The organism is Arthrobacter sp. SD1074B (assembly GCF_056780195.1).
In genome coordinates this window covers 2,769,157-2,789,540 of record NZ_JBRAZT010000001.1, presented here as the reverse complement: position 1 = coordinate 2,789,540, position 20,384 = coordinate 2,769,157, and the positions used below count along the sequence as shown (strand labels likewise).

General features: G+C 69.5%; 19 protein-coding genes. 10 read left to right on the top strand and 9 right to left on the bottom strand.

Annotation, left to right across the window (positions count from 1 at the left end):
* The first annotated feature begins 14 nt into the window (after nt 1-14).
* A complete protein-coding gene (locus tag ACUYM2_RS12920) occupies nt 15-758 on the top strand; it encodes a hypothetical protein (RefSeq protein WP_481600420.1) in 744 nt (247 codons plus the stop codon).
* A 40-nt stretch (nt 759-798) separates the two neighbouring features.
* Here the strand turns inward: ACUYM2_RS12920 and ACUYM2_RS12915 are convergent, their stop codons facing one another.
* Nucleotides 799-1,209, bottom strand: a complete 411-nt coding sequence (locus ACUYM2_RS12915; protein WP_481600419.1) for a hypothetical protein — start codon at nt 1,207-1,209, stop codon at nt 799-801.
* Nucleotides 1,210-1,303: 94 nt separating this feature from the next.
* Here ACUYM2_RS12915 and ACUYM2_RS12910 point away from each other — a divergent pair, with 94 nt between their 5' ends.
* A complete protein-coding gene (locus ACUYM2_RS12910; protein ID WP_481600418.1) occupies nt 1,304-2,008 on the top strand; it encodes a helix-turn-helix transcriptional regulator in 705 nt (234 codons plus the stop codon).
* Here ACUYM2_RS12910 and ACUYM2_RS12905 read toward each other — a convergent pair.
* Nucleotides 1,995-2,870 (bottom strand): DMT family transporter, encoded by an 876-nt coding sequence (locus ACUYM2_RS12905; protein WP_481600417.1) that lies wholly within the window; start codon nt 2,868-2,870, stop codon nt 1,995-1,997. The genes ACUYM2_RS12910 and ACUYM2_RS12905 overlap by 14 nt on opposite strands.
* A 117-nt stretch (nt 2,871-2,987) precedes the next feature.
* On the opposite strand from ACUYM2_RS12905, the gene ACUYM2_RS12900 reads away from it, so the two are divergent.
* Nucleotides 2,988-4,217 (top strand): cysteine desulfurase family protein, encoded by a 1,230-nt coding sequence (locus ACUYM2_RS12900; protein WP_481600416.1) that lies wholly within the window; start codon nt 2,988-2,990, stop codon nt 4,215-4,217.
* Here ACUYM2_RS12900 and ACUYM2_RS12895 read toward each other — a convergent pair.
* Nucleotides 4,214-5,458, bottom strand: a complete 1,245-nt coding sequence (locus ACUYM2_RS12895; protein WP_481600415.1) for an NAD(P)/FAD-dependent oxidoreductase — start codon at nt 5,456-5,458, stop codon at nt 4,214-4,216. The genes ACUYM2_RS12900 and ACUYM2_RS12895 overlap by 4 nt on opposite strands.
* Nucleotides 5,459-5,643: 185 nt before the next feature.
* On the opposite strand from ACUYM2_RS12895, the gene mnmA reads away from it, so the two are divergent.
* The 7 genes from mnmA (at nt 5,644) to ACUYM2_RS12860 (ending at nt 14,257) form a co-directional block, all read left to right on the top strand.
* Complete coding sequence (gene mnmA, locus ACUYM2_RS12890) at nt 5,644-6,768, top strand: tRNA 2-thiouridine(34) synthase MnmA (RefSeq protein ID WP_481600414.1); 1,125 nt, start codon at nt 5,644-5,646, stop codon at nt 6,766-6,768.
* Between the two features lie 251 nt (nt 6,769-7,019).
* Nucleotides 7,020-8,654: an ABC transporter substrate-binding protein gene (locus ACUYM2_RS12885; protein ID WP_481600413.1), complete on the top strand. Its 1,635-nt coding sequence runs from the start codon at nt 7,020-7,022 to the stop codon at nt 8,652-8,654.
* Between the two features lie 132 nt (nt 8,655-8,786).
* Nucleotides 8,787-9,878, top strand: a complete 1,092-nt coding sequence (locus tag ACUYM2_RS12880) for an ABC transporter permease (protein ID WP_481600412.1) — start codon at nt 8,787-8,789, stop codon at nt 9,876-9,878.
* Between the two features lies 1 nt (nt 9,879).
* Nucleotides 9,880-10,914, top strand: a complete 1,035-nt coding sequence (locus ACUYM2_RS12875) for an ABC transporter permease (RefSeq protein ID WP_481600411.1) — start codon at nt 9,880-9,882, stop codon at nt 10,912-10,914.
* Nucleotides 10,911-12,626, top strand: a complete 1,716-nt coding sequence (locus ACUYM2_RS12870) for an ABC transporter ATP-binding protein (RefSeq protein ID WP_481600410.1) — start codon at nt 10,911-10,913, stop codon at nt 12,624-12,626. Before ACUYM2_RS12875 ends, ACUYM2_RS12870 begins: the two co-directional genes overlap by 4 nt.
* A 153-nt stretch (nt 12,627-12,779) precedes the next feature.
* Nucleotides 12,780-13,217 carry a chorismate mutase gene (locus tag ACUYM2_RS12865; protein ID WP_346959723.1) on the top strand — a complete coding sequence of 146 codons (438 nt, stop codon included), beginning with the start codon at nt 12,780-12,782 and terminating at the stop codon, nt 13,215-13,217.
* Between the two features lie 8 nt (nt 13,218-13,225).
* Nucleotides 13,226-14,257, top strand: a complete 1,032-nt coding sequence (locus ACUYM2_RS12860; protein ID WP_481600409.1) for a uroporphyrinogen decarboxylase/cobalamine-independent methonine synthase family protein — start codon at nt 13,226-13,228, stop codon at nt 14,255-14,257.
* 3 nt (nt 14,258-14,260) lie between these two features.
* Here ACUYM2_RS12860 and ACUYM2_RS12855 read toward each other — a convergent pair whose 3' ends face one another.
* The 6 genes from ACUYM2_RS12855 to ACUYM2_RS12830 are packed head-to-tail and all read right to left on the bottom strand — an operon-like array spanning nt 14,261 to nt 20,210.
* Nucleotides 14,261-14,971 (bottom strand): DUF4166 domain-containing protein, encoded by a 711-nt coding sequence (locus ACUYM2_RS12855; protein WP_481600408.1) that lies wholly within the window; start codon nt 14,969-14,971, stop codon nt 14,261-14,263.
* Nucleotides 14,972-14,987: 16 nt separating this feature from the next.
* Entirely contained in the window at nt 14,988-16,280 is a 1,293-nt protein-coding gene (locus ACUYM2_RS12850) for a DUF58 domain-containing protein (RefSeq protein ID WP_481600407.1), read from the bottom strand.
* A gap of 3 nt (nt 16,281-16,283) precedes the next feature.
* Complete coding sequence (locus tag ACUYM2_RS12845) at nt 16,284-17,300, bottom strand: AAA family ATPase (RefSeq protein WP_481600406.1); 1,017 nt, start codon at nt 17,298-17,300, stop codon at nt 16,284-16,286.
* Nucleotides 17,297-18,454 (bottom strand): DUF4350 domain-containing protein, encoded by a 1,158-nt coding sequence (locus ACUYM2_RS12840; RefSeq protein WP_481600405.1) that lies wholly within the window; start codon nt 18,452-18,454, stop codon nt 17,297-17,299. The genes ACUYM2_RS12845 and ACUYM2_RS12840 overlap by 4 nt, the downstream gene beginning before the upstream one ends.
* A complete protein-coding gene (locus ACUYM2_RS12835; RefSeq protein ID WP_481600404.1) occupies nt 18,451-19,164 on the bottom strand; it encodes a DUF4129 domain-containing protein in 714 nt (237 codons plus the stop codon). Before ACUYM2_RS12835 ends, ACUYM2_RS12840 begins: the two co-directional genes overlap by 4 nt.
* A complete protein-coding gene (locus ACUYM2_RS12830; protein ID WP_481600403.1) occupies nt 19,161-20,210 on the bottom strand; it encodes a DUF7847 domain-containing protein in 1,050 nt (349 codons plus the stop codon). The genes ACUYM2_RS12835 and ACUYM2_RS12830 overlap by 4 nt, the downstream gene beginning before the upstream one ends.
* Between the last annotated feature and the right edge of the window lie 174 nt (nt 20,211-20,384).

Sequence of the window (20,384 nt, the reverse complement as noted above, 5' to 3'; positions counted from 1 at the left end):
GAGGAAAACGACACATGGGAGGGAACGAGAGAAACGTGGCAGCGCGGGGCATGGGCAACTGTCAGGACGCGGGCGGGCCGGGCGGGCCGCAGCGGAGGGCCTGGCCGCGGACGCCCGGTGCGCTGCTGGCGCTGCTTCCCCTGCTGGCCGCCTGCAGCGTCGGCGTTCCGGATCCCGCGGCGCCGAAACCGGCAAGCAGCGCCGCCGCCCTCGCCACCCCGACCGTGACGCCGGGGTACGACGCAGAAGCAGTCGCTGCCCGGAACCTGACCCTGGCTGCTGGGGACCGCCTCGCGGCCGGGGTGCCGGTGCGGATTTCCGACGGGCTGCGGGACGCTCCGGGCTGGAAGCCCGGCAAACGGGACGTTGCCGGCGCCAGCGAGTACCGAAAGGCCAACGGCTGCCTGGTCTCCGCCAAGATGCGTGTGAACCAGTGGCCACTGGCCGTCCCGGGTGATGACAAGGCATCCACCGAGGCCCTGTTCCGCTACCTGGACGCCAGCATCCTGCCGTCCTACCTCAAGACCGCCAGCCTGCGCTGGGGCGGCGAGCCGGACAAACCGGGACCGCGCGTCGAGGTGCTTGTGCTTGAGGGCGGCAAACAGGCCGGGAGCCGGTCGACCGCCAACTATGCCCGGCTCTTCGCCAAGGCAGGCTCGTCCGTCTACATCTCCGTGTCCTGCCCGGGCCCTGCGGCGCTCGCAGCCGCGCGCGCCGACGTCGCCGCCCGGCTGGCCGTGCTGCCGCCGTCGTCCTGATCCGCCGCAACGGACCTTGCGACGGCGGCAGCGAACAGGATTACCGGGTCTTCCCGGGCGAGAGCCTGTTCAGGGCCAGCGCCCCGACCAGGAGGCCGAAATCGCGCAAGGCCACGTCGAAGAAGCTGCCCAGGACCAGCAGGTTGATGATGATGCCGAGCAGCCACGCGGCGACCAGCAGCGAGCCGAAACGCGGCCGGACCGCCACCGCGAGGCCCGCGATCACTTCGACGACGCCGACGATGTACATGAACGTCTGTGCCGGCAGGGGAACGACCGCAGTGGCCGCCGGTGCCAGATACATCGTCCAGTCGGTGAGCAGGTTGGTGAACTTGTCCAGGCCGAAAATGACCGGGGCAACGGTGAAGACCGTGCGCAGCAGCAGGAAGGCCTGGCGTTGCGGACCGGCCGCGACCGCCGGGGCCGCCGTAAGTGCTGTTGAAGATTTCATTTCCAGCTCCTGAGTTCTAAAATTAGATATACATATTTTAGAACCGTTCCGGGAGTTAAGCAATGGATCTTGTTTTTAGAGCTAGGCTGGTTTGATGAACCGCTTTCCGTGGAGCCGCAGGGTGGCCGCCGTCGCCTCCCTGGCCGATGAAAACCGCCGCAGGCTCTTCGACTTCGTCGCCGCGGCGGAGCAGGCAGTAGGACGCGACGACGCGGCAGGGGCGCTCGGACTGGCGCGGAGCACGGCGTCGTTCCACCTGGACCGCCTCGTCCACGACGGGTTGCTGGCGGTGGAGTTCCGCAAGCTCGGCGGCCGGGACGGGCCCGGTTCCGGCCGCCCGGCCAAGCTGTACCGCGCGGCCGTCCAGGAGGTCTCGGCGTCCGTTCCGGAGCGCAACTACGACCTGGCCGCCGAACTGCTCGTGAGCGCCATTGAACAGTCGGCGGCCGACGGCGGCTCCGCCCGGGACGCGCTGCTGCGGGGCGCCCGGGCGCGCGGCCGGGCCGCCGCGGAAACTGGCGGCGGGGCCGGCCTCGCCGCGCTGCTCACCGCGGAGGGCTACCGGCCGGCGGAGGACGGCTCCGGCGACGGCGGTTTAGTGTTGCTCAACTGCCCCTTCCACCGGGTGGCCCAGGGCCATGCGGACGTGGTGTGCGCCATGAACGGCGCCTTCCTGGCCGGGGCCGCTGAAGGCTGCGGGGAAGATCCAGACCGGGTGGAAGCGCTCGCCATCGAGGACCTCAGGGCGCAGGGAGCCGCCGCTCCGGCCCAGTGCTGCGCCCGGATCAGGCCGCTTTGAGCCTCGGCTGGCCTTTGATGCCGGTCAGCAGGACCCCGGCAACGACCATGATCCCGCCCGCGACCTGGACGAGCGTGAGGGGTGTGCCAAGCGCGACGGTGATGACGGCCGTGAAGACCACCATCAGGTTCAGGTAGTTCCCCGCGGTGCCCGGCGGGGTGGTCTTGAGCGCCAGGTTCCAGAACAGGTATGCGCCCAGCGAGGGGAAGACCGCAATGTAGGCCAGCGACCAGCCCTCCGCCGGGGTATCCGGGAGCCGCACGTGCAGGGCGAGGGCAAGCGGGGCGAGCGTGACGGTGGCCATGGCGACCTGCACGGCGGTGGCGGCAATGGCGGGTACATCCAGCCGGCGGGCGATGATTGTGTAGCTGCCCCAGACCACGATGGCGCCGATCATCATGAGTTCGCCGGTGTTGATGGAGAGGCTGGCGATCCGCTGCAAATCGCCGCGGGTCAGGACCAGCAGCACCCCCAGCAGCCCCAGGCCGATTCCGGTCCAGCCGAGCCGGGTGGTCTTCTCGCCCAGCAGGAAGATCGCCATCACCACAATCAGGGCCGGGTTGGCCGCCGTGATCAGGGAGGCGTTCATCGCGGAGGTGTAGCCCAGTGCGCTGTACAGCAGCAGGGTGTAGCCGCTCATCCCCAGCGCGCTCAGCAGCAGCAGTACCGGCCAGCGGCGCAGGACCGCCCGCCAGTCGGGCTTTTCCACGAAGTGGGCCAGGGCGACCAGCGGCAGGGCGGCCAGCGTCCAGCGCCAGAAGGTCAGGTCCAGCGGGGACATCGAGGCGACCGCCGCCTGGCCAACGACGAAGTTTCCGGACCAGAACAGGGTGGCCAGGACGAGGTACAGGGACGCTTTCACCGCTTGAATGTACACCAGCGCCCGGGCTGCCCGGGTGCCCTCCCGCGGCGCCACGCGCGGTGCCGCCCAGTGCGCCGTCGCGCGGTGCGGAGCAAGCCGCCACGGTAGAATTGGGCTGTGCCCGTATACCTAGACCACGCCGCCACCACACCGCTCGCCGCGGAGGCGCTGGCTGCCCTGACGCGGGAGCTTGCCCGCACCGGCAACCCGTCCTCGTTGCACGGATCGGGCCGCCGCGCCCGCCGGGCCGTCGAGGATGCCCGCGAGGCCCTGGCCGCCGCGGCCGGGGCACATCCCTCCGAAGTGATCTTCACCTCCGGCGGCACGGAAGCGGACAACCTGGCCGTGAAGGGCCTGTACTGGGCCCGCCGCGCCGAGGATCCGCGGCGGACCCGGATCCTGTGTTCCGCCGTCGAACACCACGCGGTGCTGGACACCGTCGAATGGCTCGAACGGCACGAAGGCGCCGATGTGCGCTGGCTGCCCGTCGACGCCGACGGCGTGCTGGACCTCGCCGCGCTGGCGGCGGAGCTGGCCGACGACCCCGCCTCGATCGCGCTGGTCACCGTCATGTGGGCCAACAACGAGGTTGGCAGCATCCAGCCTGTTGCGGAGATCGTGCGGCTGGCGCATGCCGCCGGCGTGCCCGTCCACTCTGACGCCGTGCAGGCGTTCGGCTCCGTGCCCGTTGACTTCCGCGCAACCGGCCTGGATGCCATGTCCATCTCGGGGCACAAGATCGGCGGCCCGGTCGGCGTGGGTGCCCTGCTGCTGGGACGTGCCGTGAAGCTGACCCCGGTCCAGCACGGCGGGGGACAGGAACGCGACGTACGCTCCGGCACCCTGGACACCGCCTCTATCGCGGCCTTCGCCGCCGCGGCGGCGGCAGTCACCGGCAAGCTTGCAGCGGAGTCAGCGCGAGTCGCCGCGCTGCGGGACCGGCTGATCGACGGCGTCCGCGCTGCCGTTCCGGAGGCCGTGTTGCGCGGAGCCCCCGGGGCCGGCCGGCTGCCGGGCAACGCGCACTTCACCTTCCCCGGCTGTGAGGGCGACTCGCTGCTGTTCCTGCTGGACCTTGCCGGGGTGGAATCCTCGACCGGCTCCGCCTGCACCGCCGGCGTGCCGCGTCCCTCCCACGTGCTGCTCGCCATGGGCCTGGATGAGGACACCGCGCGGGGTGCCCAGCGCTTCACCCTTGGCCACGCGTCCATGGAGGCTGACGTCGATGCCCTACTGGCGGCCCTGCCCGCGGCTTATACGCGGGCCCGCCAGGCCGGCATGGCCGGACACGAGTCCAGCATCCAGACCGCCGGGACCGTCGCCCGCCGGTCCGCCGCCCAGGGCTAGCCCTCCCGCAGGAGCTGTTCGAGCGGGATGTCGGGATCCGCCAAGGAGTCCGGGCTGGCGGCGGCGCCCGCCGTGATGAGTGCCTTGATGGCTTTTTGCGGTTTGTCGGAACGCGGCCAGTTGACGTTCATGCCCGCGACCACGCGGCCGCCGCGCTGCCAAAAGGCGAGGAATTCCTTCCGCTCGAGTGAACCCCGCAGCACCGGCGGGCCCTCGACCAGGCTGGGGAAGCCGGAATACTCCATGCTGACGTCGTACTGGTCCGTGTAGAAGTACGGAACGGTGTCCAGTACGGCGTCCCGGCCGAGCATCGCCCTGGCGGCAACCTTCCCGCCGTTGAGCGCATTGGACCAGTGCTCGCTGCGGTGGTGCCCGCCCGTGAAGGGATGCAGGGCATTGGCGACGTCGCCGGCGGCAAAGACTCCGGGAGCCGACGTCCGCAACGAGGCGTCCGTGAGTATCCCGCTCTCCACCTCGATACCTGCGGCCGCGGCGAGCGACGTCCCGGGGACGACGCCGACGGCGATGATCACCAGGTCTGCGGGCAGGATTTCGCCGGCATCGGTGCGGACGGCGGTGACCCGGCCGGCCGCGCCGCTGATCGCGGCGGCCGACGCCGGGAGGCGGAACCGCACGCCGCGGGACTCGTGCAGCGAGCGGAAGAACGTTCCCAGTTCGGGGCCAATAGCGGCTGCCAGCGGCACCTGTTCGAGCCCCAGCAAGGTGACAGAGTTGCCATAGGAGTTCGCCGCGGCCGCCAGTTCCATCCCGATCCAGCCGGAGCCGACCATCACCACGTTCCGGCCCCCGCCGGCGAGGGCGTCCCGGAGCCGGCGGCTGTCCTCGAGAGTGCGGAAGGTCATGACGCCGTCGAGGTCGCTGCCGGGCAGTGGAATCGAACGCGGCCTGGCCCCGGTGGCCAGCAGCAGCGCCGAGTACCGGAGCCGGCGGCCGTCCCCGAGGGCCACGGTCCGTGCCGCGGTGTCCAGCCCGGTGACCGGGACGCCCAGGAGCAGGTCGACGTCGTGCTCCGCATACCAGCCGGCCGGAACCACCGGCAGCGACTCGTCGCCTGCCTTGCCCAGCAGGTATTCCTTGGACAGCGGCGGGCGCAGGTAGGGTGCATGCGCCTCCTCGGCGAGCAGGGTGACCGGCCCCTCGAAGCCTTCCGTCCGCAGGGTCTTAGCGGCGGTGGCTCCGGCCAGGCCGCCGCCCACAATCACGATGTTTTCGCCAGTCATCTCGCCAGTCCCAACCGTGCTTATCACGCCCGCCAACTCTAAAACTGCTAATGTCGACTTTAGAATTGCTGCTTGGCGCCGTCAAGGCTTTTTGGGGGAGGAATCGGCGTGGCGATAGACTGGGCAAGCGGGCGTTGTGTTATTTCCGGCTTCCGCGAACCTTCCATTTCCGAGAGAAAGCCAGCATGCGAGTTCTTGCAGCCATGAGCGGCGGCGTCGATTCAGCCGTCGCCGCAGCCCGCGCCGTCGAGGCCGGCCACGACGTCGTCGGGGTCCACCTGGCGCTTTCCCGCATGCCCGGAACACTGCGCACCGGCAGCCGCGGCTGTTGCACCATCGAGGATTCGCGCGATGCCTGGCGGGCGTGCGACGTGCTCGGCATCCCGTACTACGTGTGGGACTTCTCCGAGCGCTTCAAGGAAGACGTCGTCCAGGACTTCATCGACGAATACGCTGCCGGCCGCACGCCCAACCCGTGCATGCGCTGCAACGAGCGGATCAAGTTCGCAGCCCTGCTGGAGAAGGCGATCGCGCTCGGCTTCGACGCCGTCTGCACCGGCCACTACGCCAAGGTGATCACCGACTCCGAGGGCAACCCCGAGCTGCACCGGGCCGCTGACTGGGCGAAGGACCAGAGCTACGTGCTCGGTGTCCTCACCCATGAGCAGCTCCGGCACTCGATGTTCCCGCTCGCGGATACCCCCTCCAAGGCCGAGGTCCGCGCCGAGGCCGAGCGCCGCGGGCTGTCCGTGGCCAACAAGCCCGACAGTCATGACATCTGTTTCATCCCCGACGGCGACACCGCCGGCTGGCTGGCCGAGAAAATCGAGATGACCTCCGGCGACATCGTGGACGAATCCGGCGCCAAGGTCGGCGAGCACCCCGGCGCCAACGCCTTTACCGTCGGCCAGCGGCGCGGCCTCAAGCTGGGCACCCCGGCCGCCGACGGCAAGCCGCGCTTTGTGCTGGAAATCCGGCCTAAGGAGAACAAGGTGGTTGTGGGTCCCGAGGCCCTGCTGGCGATCGATGAGATCCGCGGCATCAAGGTTTCCTGGGCCGGGCTGCCGATCGCGGAGATCGCCACCGGCGAGGAGTTCGACTGCCACGCCCAGGTGCGCGCCCATGGGGACCCGGTGCCGGCAACGGCCCGGATGGAGCACGCCGGCGGGTCCGGCAACCTCGTAGTCACGCTGACAGAACCCCTGCGCGGCGTCGCCCCCGGCCAGACGGTGGTGCTCTACCAGGGCAGCCGGGTCCTGGGCCAGGCCACCATCGACGCGGCGCGGTCGTTGCAGCGCGCCGCGCTCTAACCGCACCTGGCATGTCCGGCGGTGCCCGCGGGCGAACCCGGCTCCGGCCGCAGGGTGCCGAAGATCGGGGCCTTTCGCTGAAGAAAACGATGAGTTCGGTGGAATCGTGTAAATTTTGTGTCTCAACTCACAAGATAGTGCGATTCACGCCATGGTCTTCTGGTTGAATCTAGGAATCAGGACAGTGGGCGCCCCTCGAGTCAAGCTACTTCGGGCTGCGCACTAGTACTCATCGAACAGAAAGTTCACAGATGGCAATGAACAAAAAGGCCCTGCAGAGCGCCATCGCGCTTGCCGGGGTGTCCGCCTTTGCATTGACGGCCTGCACCGGCCCTTCCGGCGGCGGAACGTCCTCCGGCAGCGCCGCAGGCGGAGGCACCATTACGTACGGCACCACGGACAAAGTCGTCACCCTCGACCCGGCTGGCTCCTACGACGCCGGCTCGTTCATGGTGATGAACCAGATCTACCCGTTCCTGATGAATTCGAAGCCCGGAACGGCGGACTCCACCCCGGACATTGCCGAGTCCGCGTCCTTCACGAGCCCGACGGAGTACACCGTCAAGCTCAAGCCGGGCCTCAAGTTCGCCAACGGCCACGCCCTGACGTCCTCCGACGTGAAGTTCTCGATCGACCGCGTCGTGAAGATCAACGACGACAACGGCCCGGCCTCGCTGCTGGGCAACCTCGCTTCGGTCGAAGTCAAAGACGACTCCACCGTCGTTTTCAAGCTCAAGGAAGGCAACGACCAGGTCTTCCCGGGCGTGCTCGCCGCGAACGCCGGCCCGATCGTCGACGAAGAGGTCTTCGCCGCCGACAAGCTGATGAGCGACGACGACATTGTCAAGGGCAAGCCCTTCGCCGGCCCGTACACGATCGAGAGCTACAAGAAGAACGAGCTCGTCAGCCTCAAGGCGAACCCGGACTACCAGGGCCTGCTCGGCAAGCCGGCGAACGACAGCGCCACGATCAAGTACTACGCGGACTCCAATAACCTCAAGCTCGACGTCCAGCAGGGCAACATCGACGTCGCCGGCCGCAGCCTGACCGCGACCGACGCCGCCGACCTGGAGAAGGACTCCAAGGTCAAGGTCCACAAGGGTCCGGGCGGTGAGCTGCGCTACATCGTCTTCAACTTCGACACCATGCCGTTCGGTGCCAAGACTGCCAACGCCGACCCGGCCAAGGCCCTCGCCGTCCGCCAGGCCATGGCGGACGTCGTTGACCGCGATGCCATCGCCAGCCAGGTCTACAAGGGCACCTACCTGCCGGCGTACTCCGTGGTTCCCGACGGCTTCGTCGGCGCGATCACCCCGCTCAAGGAGATGTACGGCGACGGCAGCGGCAAGCCCAGCATCGACAAGGCCAAGAAGGCCTTCAGCGACGCCGGAGTCACCGCGCCGGTCACCCTGAAGCTGCAGTACAACCCGGACCACTACGGCAAGTCTTCCGGCGACGAGTACGCCATGATCAAGGAGCAGCTGGAGAAGTCCGGCCTGTTCAAGGTTGACCTGCAGTCCACCGAATGGGTTACCTACTCCAAGGACCGCACCAAGGACGTCTACCCTGTCTACCAGCTCGGCTGGTTCCCGGATTACTCCGACGCCGACAACTACCTGACCCCGTTCTTCATCCCGGGCAACTTCCTCAAGAACCACTACGAAAACCCCACCGTCACCGAGCTGATCAAGAAGCAGCTCACGACCGTGGACAAGGGCGAGCGCGAGAAGCTGCTCGGCGAGGGGCAGACGGCCGTCGCCAAGGACCTCTCCACGCTGCCGCTGTTGCAGGGCGCCCAGCTCATGGTTGCCGGCAAGGACGTCCAGGGTGTCGAAAAGACCCTCGACGCGTCCTTCAAGACCCGTCTTGGTGTGATTTCCAAGTAGGTCCAGTCCCCATCCGGTCCTGACCAGCCAAGGAGGCGGGGCGCCCGCGCGGCGTCCCGCCTTTCTTGCTGATAGCAGGACAACCGATTCCGGAAGCCCACGAAGCCGATGGAAACACAATTTTAGGTACCAATGACAACACTTATTGAGGCGCCGCCCAGCGACGCCGACGGCCTGTTGCCGTCGAAGAAGAAGTCGTCCGGTGGGGGACTGGGCCAATACATCCTGATCAGGTTCCTGCTGATCTTCCCGACCATCCTCATCCTCGTAACGATGGTGTTCTTCCTGATGCGGATCACCGGTGATCCGATCACCGCCGCCCTGGGCGGCCGGCTTCCGCCCGAACAGCTCGCAGAACGAATTGCCTCGGCCGGTTACGACCGGCCCATCTTCGTGCAGTACTTCGAGTACCTCGGGCAGCTCATGTCCGGGAACCTGGGCACCACGCTTTCGGATAACCGACAGGTCGTGGAGGTACTGACCACTTACGGTGCGGCGACACTGGAACTGGCCGTCAACGCCGTTATCGTCGCCCTGCTTGTCGGCATTCCGTTGGGTATGGTCGCCGCGCACCGCCGGGATAAGGCCCCCGACGCCGTGCTGCGGATCATGGCCATCCTCTTCTACGCCACGCCCGTGTTCTTCGCGGGCCTGTTGCTCAAGCTCACGTTCTCGGTCTGGCTCGGCTGGCTTCCGGTTGCCGGGCGGGCTAAGACCTCCACGGAACTTGCCCTCACCGCGCTCCAGGCGCCCACCGGCATCTACTGGCTCGACGCGCTCCGCAGCGGCAATCTCAACGCCCTCGGCGACGTCATCGCACACGCGGTGCTGCCCGCCCTCGCCCTGGGCCTGCTGACCGCCGGAATCTTCCTGCGGCTGGTGCGCACCAACGTGATCGGCACGCTCGGCAAGGACTACGTGGAAGCAGGCCGCTCACGCGGAGTCAGCGAATTCCGCCTGGTGACCAAGCACGCCTACAAGCCCGCGCTCATCCCCATCATCACCGTGATGGGCCTGCAGATCGCGGTCCTGCTCGGCGGCGCCGTCCTGACCGAGACCACCTTCGAATGGAAAGGCCTCGGTTTCCAGCTCGCCAGCTATCTCACCGCACGCGACTTCGTCGCTGTGCAAGGCATCGTCGTCCTGCTTGCCGTGATCGTGGCCGTCACCAACTTCATCGTGGACATCATCGCCGCGCTGATCGACCCCCGCGTGAGGTACTGACATGAGCATCGAACCCAATAGCATCAACGACAACCGCCGGAAACCCTGGTTCGGGAAGCTGCCGGTCGTCTCCCACTTCAACAAGAGCGTCGGTCTGCAACGCGGCATGCTCGTCGCCGGGCTCATCCTGACCTCGCTGTTCCTGCTGACCGCAATCTTCGCTCCGCTGATCGCGCCGTTCGGCTTCTCCCAGATCTCCGACGCCGACGGCGGCTTCCCCGCGCAGAAGGCCCCCGGCGGCAAGCACCTCCTCGGCACCACAGTCGGCGGCTACGACGTGTTCTCCCGCGTGGTGTGGGGGGCGCAGACCGCCGCGCTGGTGATTGTGGTGGCCGTGATCATGTCCATCTTCATCGGCGTCATCCTGGGCCTGCTCAGCGGCTACATCGGCGGGTGGCTGGACCGGATCCTCGTGGTCATCGCCGACGCCGTGTACGCCTTCCCGTCCCTGTTGGTCGCGATCGTCATGGCGATCGTGATCAGCGGCGGCCGGTCCAGCCTGTGGGGCGGCATCCTGGCCGCGGCGATCTCCATCACCGTGGTCTTTATCCCGCAGTACTTCCGCGTCATCCGGGCCGAAACCATCCGGCTCAAGGCCGAACCCTTCGTTGAATCGGCCAAGGTGGTGGGCGCGTCCAACATCCGGATCATGACCCGCCACATCTACAAAAACGCCACCCGCACCCTGCCGCTGATCTTCACGCTGAACGCCTCCGAAGCCATCCTCACCCTCGCGGGCCTGGGCTTCCTGGGCTTCGGCATCGAACCGACTTCGGCCGCCGAATGGGGCTTCGACCTCAACAAGGCGCTGGCGGACACCACCTCGGGCATCTGGTGGACCGGTGTCTTCCCCGGCTTGGCCATCGTCCTCACCGTGCTGGGGCTCACCCTGGTCGGTGAAAGCATCAACGACCTCAACGACCCGCGCCTGCGCGGCCGCAAGAAGGCCGCTTCAGGCAAAGCCGGACCCGACACTGCCGGACCGGGCAGCTCCAGCGCACCGGCCGCGGATACAGCAGAAGTGAGAAGTTCATGAGCACCAATCTCGGCTCCGTTTCAGACCAGCACACACGGGGCTCCGGGCCCGTGCTGGACATCGACCACCTGAGGGTCACGTTCGCCACCGACGCCGGGGACGTCTACGCCGTGAAGGACGTCAGCCTCGAGGTCAACCCCGGCGAGGTCGTCGCGATCGTGGGCGAATCGGGCTCCGGCAAGACCGTCACCGCCAAAACCATCCTGGGGCTGCTGCCGGAGACGGCGATCAGCTCCGGCGCGGTGTTGATCAACGGCAACAACGTGATCAGCGTCAGCGCTGCGAAGCTGCGGGAAATCCGCGGCCGGGACGTGGCCATGGTGTTCCAGGAACCCTCGACAGCGCTCAACCCGGTCTTCACCGTGGGCTGGCAGATCGCCGAAGGCATCCGCGCCCATGCCGGACACGGGGGAGCCGGCCGGGTCAGCGCCAAGGAGGCCAAGTCCCGGGCGATCGACGCGCTGCGCAAGGTGGGCATCCCGGATCCGGAAACCCGGATCGACTACTACCCGCACCAGTTCTCCGGCGGGCAGAAGCAACGCGTGGTGATCGCCGCCGCGCTGGCGCTGAACCCGGGCCTCATCGTCGCGGATGAGCCCACCACTGCGCTGGACGTCACGGTGCAGGCGGAAATCCTGGAACTCCTGCGCAACCTCCGGGACCAGTACGGCACCTCCATTGTGCTCATCACGCACAACATGGGCGTCGTCGCCGATCTCGCGGACCGCGTCGTCGTGATGTACCAGGGCGACGTCGTCGAGGAGGCCAGCGCGCGGGTGCTCTTCGCGGAACCGAAGCAGGACTACACCAAGAAGCTCCTCGCCGCGGTCCCGCACCTGGGCCGGAACTCCGCCTCGGCCGGCATGACCGAACGCGCCCACCAGGGCGGCAAGGTGCTGGTCGAGGCCAAGAACCTGACGATCGAGTACCCCGGCCGGCTCGGCAGCCCTGCGTTCAAGGCTGTGGACGGGGTGAACTTCACTCTGTCGGAGGGCGAGGTCTTCGGCCTCGTGGGCGAGTCGGGTTCCGGCAAGACGACGATCGGGCGCGCCATCGCGGGCCTGAACCGCACCACAGGCGGGAGCCTGAAGGTGCTGGACTACGAGATGCTCGATCTCAAGGAACGCACCTTCAAGCCGCTGCGCAAGCAGATCGGCTTCGTATTCCAGGACCCGGCGGCGTCCTTCAACCCGCAGCTCACCATCGGGGACTGCATCGCCGAGCCGCTGATCATCCACACCAAGCCGACGCCGGCGCAGGCCCGGCAGCGGACCCGTGAACTGCTCGAAGCCGTGCAGCTGCCCGCCGCGTACGCGGACCGGTACCCGCATGAACTTTCCGGCGGCCAGCGCCAGCGCGCCTCGCTGGCGCGGGCGCTGATCCTGAACCCGAAGCTGCTGATCGCTGATGAGCCGACGTCGGCGCTGGACGTGTCGGTGCAGGCGGTAGTGCTGGAACTGTTCAAGGAAATCCAGGCCGAATTCGGCTTCGCCTGCCTGTTCATCAGCCACGACCTCGCCGTGGTGGACATCCTCTCGCACTGGGTCGGTGTCCTCTATAAGGGGAAAATGGTGGAGCAGGGGCTCGGGAACCAGGTCATGGGCAATCCGCAGCACGACTACACAAGGAAGCTGATCGCCTCCTTGCCGGTTCCGGATCCGGACGAGCAGGCCCGCCGCCGCGAGCAGTTCCGCGCGGTCCTCGGGGCCTGACAGCCCGGCCGGGAATGCGGCGCCCGGGGAGCCGCCTGCCGCGAAGGGGCGATGCCCGCCGTTCACACGAACGGCGGGCATCACCCCTTCGCGGCCGGCCCGCCGCCGCTTAACACCCGGAAGAAGTGCGCCTCCAGCGCCTAGACTGGACCAATGACCGAGCAGAACCAGAACCTCCCCGACGCCGACAGCTATGACCCCGCCGCCAGTTCGCTGGCCGGGCAGGTGGATCCCGCGGTGATGGCGGAACTGCTCTCAATCCGCTCCAGCATCGACAACATCGATGCCACCCTCGTCTTCCTGCTGGCCGAGCGGTTCAAGGCGACGCAGAAGGTCGGCTTCCTCAAAGCCGCGCACAAGCTCCCGGCCGGGGACCCCGGCCGGGAGACGGCACAGATCGCGCGCCTGCGCCGGCTCGCCGCCGAAGCCCACCTGGATCCAGCGTTCGCCGAGAAATTCCTGAACTTCATCATTGGCGAGGTGATCCGCCACCATGAGGCCATCGCCGAGGACCACCAGGCGGCCGCCCATCAGGCCGCTGCGCAGCGGTCCACGGCTGACGCGGACCCCGCCGTCGCCGCCGAAGCGTAGAAGTGCCAGTGCCTAAAGCTCCCGGCCAGGTCACGGCCACCGCACTGGGCCCCTGGCCAGGCGAAGACCCGGTCGAAGCCGCCCGCATCATCCGCGGTGAACTCGGCAGCCCGCACCTGCCCTTCCTCGCCGAGCTCCCGGACCGCGGGGTCGGTTCCGACTCCCTGGGCCGCACGGCGTCCCTGCTGGAAGGGCTCGCCGTCGACATCCAGCCCTACGGCTGGCGGCTCGTTGACCGGCCCGGCAAGGACCTCATGCGGGCCCGGTCGGCCCTGTCCACCGACATCAACGTCCTCGCCGACGTCGTCGGGGCCGAGGACACTCCCGCCGCGGAGCTCAAGATCCAGCTGCGGGGACCGGTCAGCCTCGCCGCCGGGCTGCACCTGCACAACGGGGAACGGGCCCTCATCGACCACGGCGCGCGGCGGGACCTCGCGGCCTCGCTCGCCGCCGGTGTGGGCTCCTACCTGCGCCGGGCCGCCGCCGCGGCGCCGGGCGCGAGCCTGGTGGTGCAGCTCGACGAACCGGACATCGCCGCCGTGATGGCCGGCACCATCCCCACCTCCAGCGGCTACCGCACCCTGCGCGCGGTCGCGGGTTCGGAGATCACCGAATCCTGGCGCCTCGTCATCGACGCCCTGAGGGCTGCCGGCGCGGCCGACATCGTCATCTCCGTGCCGGAAGTCGAGGCGCCCTTCGACCGGATCCTCGCCGCTGGCGCCGACGGGATCGCGGTGCCGCTGCGGGCCCTGACCTCCCGCCAGTGGGAACAAATCGCGGGCGCGGTGGAGTCCGGAAAACGCTTGTGGGCCGGGACCTTGCAGGTCGATGATCCCGCCGCGGCGCTGCCGCGCGTGCCCCAGGCTGTCGAAACACTCTGGCGCCCGTGGCGCCAGCTCGGGCTCCCGGCCGCCACGCTGGGCTCGGTGCGGGTAACGCCCGCGGGAGGCCTCGCCGCGCACACGCCGTCGTCCGCGACGGCGGTGCTCACCCGGCTGACGCAGCTGGCTGACGGCCTGAACCAGCTCGCGCTCGGCTAGGGCCTAGAGGCGGCGTTCCCAGCGGTCCGGCCGCGCCCGTTCGGGAAGATGGCCCGGCGCCGCGGCAGCGCCGGGGTATGGCTCAAGCCGGTAGCCGAAGTGCCCGGCGTAGACCAGTACCAGGCCGATCTGCGGCTGGATCACCTTGACCTGGATGCGGTGCCGGCCCTCGCCCGGCTCCCACCACTGCTCGGCGTAGGCCTTGGCGTCCAGGGCGTCCGGCAGCGGGATCCGCAGCGGGCCCAGGAACAGCCGGGAGGCCTCCGAGACGCCGCGCAGCCTGCCTTCCGGTGTGACGCTGAGGTTAAGGTCGGTGACCAGCCGGCGGTACCGGCCGACGTAATCCACCAGCCGCGGGGTGCCGGCGGAGGAGTCCAGGCTGGTGGTGTCGTGGAAGATCCTGGTGGTCTCCGGAAAGAAAATCTCCCGCCGGGCGGTGAGGCTGGAGCGGCCGAACGGATCAAGATGGGCGTGGTTCTCGATCCGGAACCTGATGCCCTCGCCGTACTCCGGGAAGAACGCCTGCTCCCCGGTCGCGAGCCGCAGCATCGGCCGCAGCCAGCGCTGCCGGCAGCCGACAACGTCAAAGACGCCCTCACCGACGCCGTAGTGGCCGGAACCGGGAGCGAGCGAGAAGTAGTCCTGCAGTTCGGGCTGCAGCCGGGAAAAGTCCGGCCCGAGGCCGATCTGGTAGATGGGGTCGTAACTGGTCACGGCATCCTCCTGGTGGTCACAGCCGTCCTGCGGCCTTCAACCGAATGTACGCGTCCGCGAGCGCCGGCGGCAGCTGCGCCGGTTCGGCGTCGACGACTTCGACGCCGGCCAGGCGCAACTGGGCGCTGACTGCCTCGCGTTCCAGCAGGGCGCGTTCGGCGGCGGCGGCGCGGAAAACACCGCTGGCGGTCGAGCGCTCGCGCTGCATTTCGCCGAGCCTGGGATCGCGGACCGAGGCGACCACCACGACGTGCTGCTGCGCGAGCTGTGCCGCCGTCGGCAGGAGCCCCGCTTCGGGGGCGCCGCCGTCGAGCGCGGTGAGCAGCACCACGAGGGAGCGGTGCGCGGCCACGGTGCGGACCCGGGCCGGGATCTGCGGCCAGTCGAGTTCAATGAGTTCGGCCTCGAGCGGGACCATGGCCTGGACCAGCTGTCCCAGCAGGTTCCCCTTGGCCGCGGACCCGGCCTGCGCCCGGAGCCTGCGGTCGAAGGCGAGGAAGTCGACCCGGTCCCCGCCCCGCTCGGCGAGGACGGCCAGCAGCAGCGCCGCCTCGATGCCGGTATCGAGCCGCGGCTCGTCGGCGATCCGGGCGGCGGCCGTGCGCGAGGTGTCCAGCAGGATGACGACGCGGCGGTCACGCTCCGGCCGCCAGGTCCGGACCACGACGGCGGAGCGGCGCGCCGTGGCACGCCAGTCGATGGAGCGGACGTCGTCGCCGCGCACGTAGTCGCGCAGGGAGTCGAATTCGGTGCCGGCGCCGCGGATCTGCACTGCCGCCTTGCCGTCGAGCTCGCGCAGGCGGCGCAGCTTGGAGGGAAGGTGCCGCCGCGAATGGAACGGCGGGAGCACCCGGAGCGTACCGGGGCACGGGAAGGTGCGCTGCCGGGCGGCAACGCCCAGCGGGCCGAAGGCACGGAGCGTGACGTGCGCGGCGGCCAGTTCACCGCGCCGGGTGGGCTGCAGCGTGACGGTGATCCGGCGGCGCTCGCCGGGCGGGACCACCAAGGGCTGGACCGGGTTCTGCGCGCCGGCCGATGGCTGCCAGGCGTCCCGCACCAGCCCCCGCAGCGCACGGTTACCGGCATTCGCCACCGTCAGTACGGACTCGGCCGACCCGGCGAGCGGGACGTTGGCGGGGTCGTTGCGCTGCACCGAGACCTGCCGCAGCGGGACCGCGAGCGCCAGGTCCAGCAGTGCGGCGGCAAGAAGCAGCAGGCCCACTGCGGCAGCCGACCCCCAGCCGGGCAGAAGCGCCACTGGGACCAGGCCCAGCAGCGCCAGCAGCACGAAGCGTCCGGAGACTGCCATGGCTCAGCGCGGAACGGGGACGGAAGCGAGGATGCTGGCCAGCACACCGTCGACGTGGACGCCGTCCATCTGCGCCTCGGGGCGCAGCGCCACCCGGTGCCGCAGGCAGGGCAGGGCGAGGGCCTTCACGTCGTCGGGGGTGACGAAAGTGCGGCCGGAGAGCCACGCCCAGGCGCGCGTGCCGTTCAGCAGGGCTGCGGCGCCGCGCGGCGAGACGCCCAGCTGGAATGACGGCGCCACGCGGGTAGCGCGGACCAGGTCCACGATGTAGGCGAGAACCTCGGGGCCGATCCCGACGGCGGCCACGGCGTGCCGCGCCTGCTCCAGCTCGGCGCGGCCGGCCACCGGGCGGACGCCGGCGGCGGCCAGGTCGCGCGGGTTGAATCCGGCCGCATGCCGTCGGATCACCTCGATTTCGTCCTCCCGTCCGGGCAACGGCATGGTGAGCTTGAGCAGGAAGCGATCCAGCTGGGCCTCCGGCAGGGGATAGGTTCCCTCGTACTCGACCGGGTTCTGCGTGGCCGCCACGATAAAGGGCGCGGGAAGCTGGCGCGAGACGCCGTCCGCCGACACCTGGCGCTCCTCCATCGCTTCCAGCAGCGAGGCCTGGGTCTTAGGCGGCGTCCGGTTGATCTCGTCGGCCAGCAGGATATTGGTGAAGACCGGGCCTTCGCGGAAGCTGAACTCCGACGTGTGCGAATCGAAGACAAGTGAGCCGGTAACGTCGCCGGGCATGAGGTCCGGGGTGAACTGGATCCGCTTGGTGTCGAGGCTGAGGGCGGCGGAGAGGCTGCGCACCAGCAGTGTCTTGGCCACCCCCGGTACCCCTTCGAGCAGCACATGGCCGTGGCACAGCAAAGCGATCAGCATCCCGGTGACGGTGGCGTCCTGCCCGACGACGGCCTTGGCGACCTCGTGCCGCACATCCAGCAGGGCCTGCCGGACGGGGTCCGGGTCCCGGGAACCCCAGTCGCCGGGCGCCTGCGGCGCGTGCGTGGAAACGCTTGGCTGATCGTTCATCGGGCGTGTACCTCTTTCTCTAGTCGGTCCAGCTGTTGGGCCCAGCGCACGAGCTCGGCCTCCGCGCGGGGAACGGCATCGAGGACGCCGGCGACCGTCTCCGGTGCCCGGTCCAGGTGCCGGGCGGCCGCGTCAATGATGGCCGCAGCCCCGGCGTCCGGTCCCAGCCTGAGCGTGGTGGCCAGCCGCACCAGGCTGCCGGCCCGGAGGACTTCGGCGGCATGATCGACAGCGCGGGCGTCGTGGTAGAGACGGGCCCGTCCTTCAGCCGTTTCCACCGCCTTCACCACCACGGGGAGCGGCTCGAAGACCAGGGGGCCGAGCCGCCGGCCGCGCCAGAAGATCGCGAGGATCGCCACGAAGGCCAGCCAGGGCCCCAAGACGTGGGCCCAGGGCGCGGCGAGCTGATCGAGGGTCACCGGTTCCGTCGCTGCGGGTACATCGGCGATCCCGGGCAGATACCAGATCAGCCGTTGTTCCGCTCCGAGGCTCCGCAGCACGAGGGCGGCGTTGCCCTGCTCTGCCAGGGCCGCGTTGCTGAGGATTCCGGTGCTGCCCAGGACCACTGTCCGGCCGTCCTCGCTGCCGGCGTAGAGGCCTCCCAGGCCGCCGGGCGGGGCGTAGCAGACCACTTCCGCGTCGTAGAGGTAGCCGTTCCGGGCCGAGACCGTGCCGGCGGCGGCGGCGTCGGGAAGGACACACCCCGCCGCGAGCACCTCGGTGCTGTCCGGCACCACTCCGGCCTGCTGGATCCCGCCGCCCACACCCTGCAGCGTGTTCAGCCGGGGTGTGATCACGACCAGCCGGTCCGCGGCTGCGCCCAGGTACTGCAGCTGGTCCCGGCCAAGGTAGCCGTTGCGGTCGTAGAGCAGGACAGTGGTGCCCGCACCGGCGCGCTTGGCGGCCTCCAGCGCCTGCCTGGCCGCCGCCAAAGAGCCCTGCTGCTCCACGTCGACGCCATGGCGGCGGAGGATTTCCGCGGCGGCCTGCGCCCCGTCCGGGGCAGGGTTGCGGATGGACAGCGCCGTCCGGTCGCCGCGGGGCTGCAGTTGAAGGACCGCCGTGAGAACCAGCGCTGCGACAAAGACGACGCCGAGCACGCTCCAGGTGCGGTGCCGCCGCAGCCACCGGCGCAGCGAGGGCGGGCGGCTCATAGCGGCCTGACGAAGGCATCCGCGCCCGCGTCCTGATAGTCCGGAATGGTGCCCGCGAGCGCCCCGTCGAGCTCGGCCAGTGCCGCATGCTCGTGCCGGCCCGCAGCCGCACCGCCGTAGCGCACGGCGTCGAAGGTAAGTGCAGCGCCCTGCAACTCCCGGGCGTGCGCACCAAAGGCCCGGCCCAGCCGGGCGGCGGCCTCGTGCGCGGTCCGTCCCGGTTGCCGGTTTAGGACGGCGCGGTCTTCCGCCGCCCGGACAAGGGCCCGGAACTGCTCGACGACGGCAGCGGGCCAGTCTTCGCGGGCCGCCGCCTGCCGGGCGCGCTCACGATGCGCCGCCGGGCTAAGCTCCCGGCCGGCGTCGAAGACGTCCTCGACGGCGGGGCGCCTGGCGTTGAGCCGGGGCCGCACCACCAGGACGGCGGCGCCGATGACCACGGCGGTGATGATCAGCAGCAGCGGCAGGGCATAAGGGCCGTCGCCGCCGGGGCCGCCGTTGCCGGTCAGCGCACGCAGCCAGCGGCCGAACTCGGCAAGGGCTTCGTCGAGCCCACCGGGTGCGGCGGCGCGGTACGGTGCCTTCGCAAGTTCGTCCGCGGCCCAGCGGCCGGCGTCTTCGCGTCCGGGAAGCACCGGAGGTTCCTGCTGGAAATGTACAAACAGCGCCGCTCCGGCCCAGACCACCGCAAGGGCTGGAAGACCCGTCATCCGCGGAACGGGGGAGGGCCGTAAGGCGGCTGCTGCCAGGCGGAGGTGTCCCCGTGGAGCAGCGCGGGACCGCGCCCGGGGACCCCTTCCGGGTCGCTGCCCGTCTCCAGCTGCCGCAGCAGGGCCAGGTCCAGCCCGTCCTTGCGCATCCGCAGGTCCAGGTAGACCAGGGCGACGGTCGAAGTCTGGAAGGCGTAGCCCAGGGCCGCGACCAGCGCCGAAACTACCGCGCTGACCACCGTGACCGCGATCCCGAGCGCCTGGGTCTCACCCTGGCCGCCCTGCGCGAGGACCGTAAACCCGACCGCGTTGCCGACAAGCTTCACGGGAAGCAGGGCAATTTGGGTGAGGACGGCGACGAGCAGACCGACCACCAAGGTGATGCCGAGCAGGCGCCACCAGCTCCCGCGGGTCAGCTGCCAGGAGCGGCGAAGTCCGGCGAACGCGCCGGTCTCTTCGACTGCGATCGCCGCCGGTGCGACGAGGAACCGTACGGCGAGCCAGCCCAACGCAATCATCACGCCGATAAACAGGCCGATCAAGGCAGGTGCGGCGGCGCGGTCCATGGCAGCCAGGAGTGCCACTGTGGCCAGCACCGAGAGAGCGACGACGGCGGCGACGCCGAGGATCAACAGGCCGGCAAGGCCCAGCAGGGCGCCGGTCCGGCCGCGGGACAGTGTCCACATCTGGCGGAAACCCGTCTTCCTGTTCAGTAGCGAACGCGCCACGGGGACGGCCATGGCGCCTTGCATGAGGACCGAAACCAGCGCCGTGAGCAGCGCCAAGAGGATGCCGACGCCGGCGATGCCCAGCCCGAGTGCCGCCGCCTGTGAGCGGCTGAGGCCCTCCAGCCAGGATGCGGGCGACCACCCGGAGACGGCACCGGTCTGTGCCAAGGCGGAGGCAACAGAGCCGAGCCCCTGGGCGATCACACCCGCGCCCAACATGGCTGCAGGATTGCGTCTGATGGTCTGGAAGGCGCCGTCGAGGATTTCGCCCAGCATCAAGGGGCGCAGCGGCACAATGCCTGGTTTCGGCGGGGCCACGTAACGGGGCTGGCCGTAAGGCGACGGCTGGGCGGAGCCCATGCCGGGGAAACCAGGACCAGGACGCTGCCCGCCCCGCTGCGGGTGCTGGCCCCATTGCGGCTGGCTGCCCCACGGCGGCTGCTGGGCGGGAGGGGGCGGCGGGGTTCTCCACTGGGGTTGCTGGCCCCACTG

Excerpts from the sequence above, each read along its gene's own strand:
- ACUYM2_RS12920 (WP_481600420.1), top strand. The coding sequence starts at position 15 with ATGGGAGGGAACGAGAGAAACGTGGCAGCGCGGGGCATGGGCAACTGT.
- ACUYM2_RS12870 (WP_481600410.1), top strand. The coding sequence starts at position 10,911 with ATGAGCACCAATCTCGGCTCCGTTTCAGACCAGCACACACGGGGCTCC.
- ACUYM2_RS12910 (WP_481600418.1), top strand. The coding sequence starts at position 1,304 with ATGAACCGCTTTCCGTGGAGCCGCAGGGTGGCCGCCGTCGCCTCCCTG.
- mnmA (WP_481600414.1), top strand. The coding sequence starts at position 5,644 with ATGCGAGTTCTTGCAGCCATGAGCGGCGGCGTCGATTCAGCCGTCGCC.
- ACUYM2_RS12915 (WP_481600419.1), bottom strand. The coding sequence starts at position 1,209 with ATGAAATCTTCAACAGCACTTACGGCGGCCCCGGCGGTCGCGGCCGGT.
- ACUYM2_RS12885 (WP_481600413.1), top strand. The coding sequence starts at position 7,020 with ATGGCAATGAACAAAAAGGCCCTGCAGAGCGCCATCGCGCTTGCCGGG.
- ACUYM2_RS12865 (WP_346959723.1), top strand. The coding sequence starts at position 12,780 with ATGACCGAGCAGAACCAGAACCTCCCCGACGCCGACAGCTATGACCCC.
- ACUYM2_RS12895 (WP_481600415.1), bottom strand. The coding sequence starts at position 5,458 with ATGACTGGCGAAAACATCGTGATTGTGGGCGGCGGCCTGGCCGGAGCC.
- ACUYM2_RS12835 (WP_481600404.1), bottom strand. The coding sequence starts at position 19,164 with ATGACGGGTCTTCCAGCCCTTGCGGTGGTCTGGGCCGGAGCGGCGCTG.
- ACUYM2_RS12840 (WP_481600405.1), bottom strand. The coding sequence starts at position 18,454 with ATGAGCCGCCCGCCCTCGCTGCGCCGGTGGCTGCGGCGGCACCGCACC.
- ACUYM2_RS12880 (WP_481600412.1), top strand. The coding sequence starts at position 8,787 with ATGACAACACTTATTGAGGCGCCGCCCAGCGACGCCGACGGCCTGTTG.
- ACUYM2_RS12875 (WP_481600411.1), top strand. The coding sequence starts at position 9,880 with ATGAGCATCGAACCCAATAGCATCAACGACAACCGCCGGAAACCCTGG.
- ACUYM2_RS12850 (WP_481600407.1), bottom strand. The coding sequence starts at position 16,280 with ATGGCAGTCTCCGGACGCTTCGTGCTGCTGGCGCTGCTGGGCCTGGTC.
- ACUYM2_RS12845 (WP_481600406.1), bottom strand. The coding sequence starts at position 17,300 with ATGAACGATCAGCCAAGCGTTTCCACGCACGCGCCGCAGGCGCCCGGC.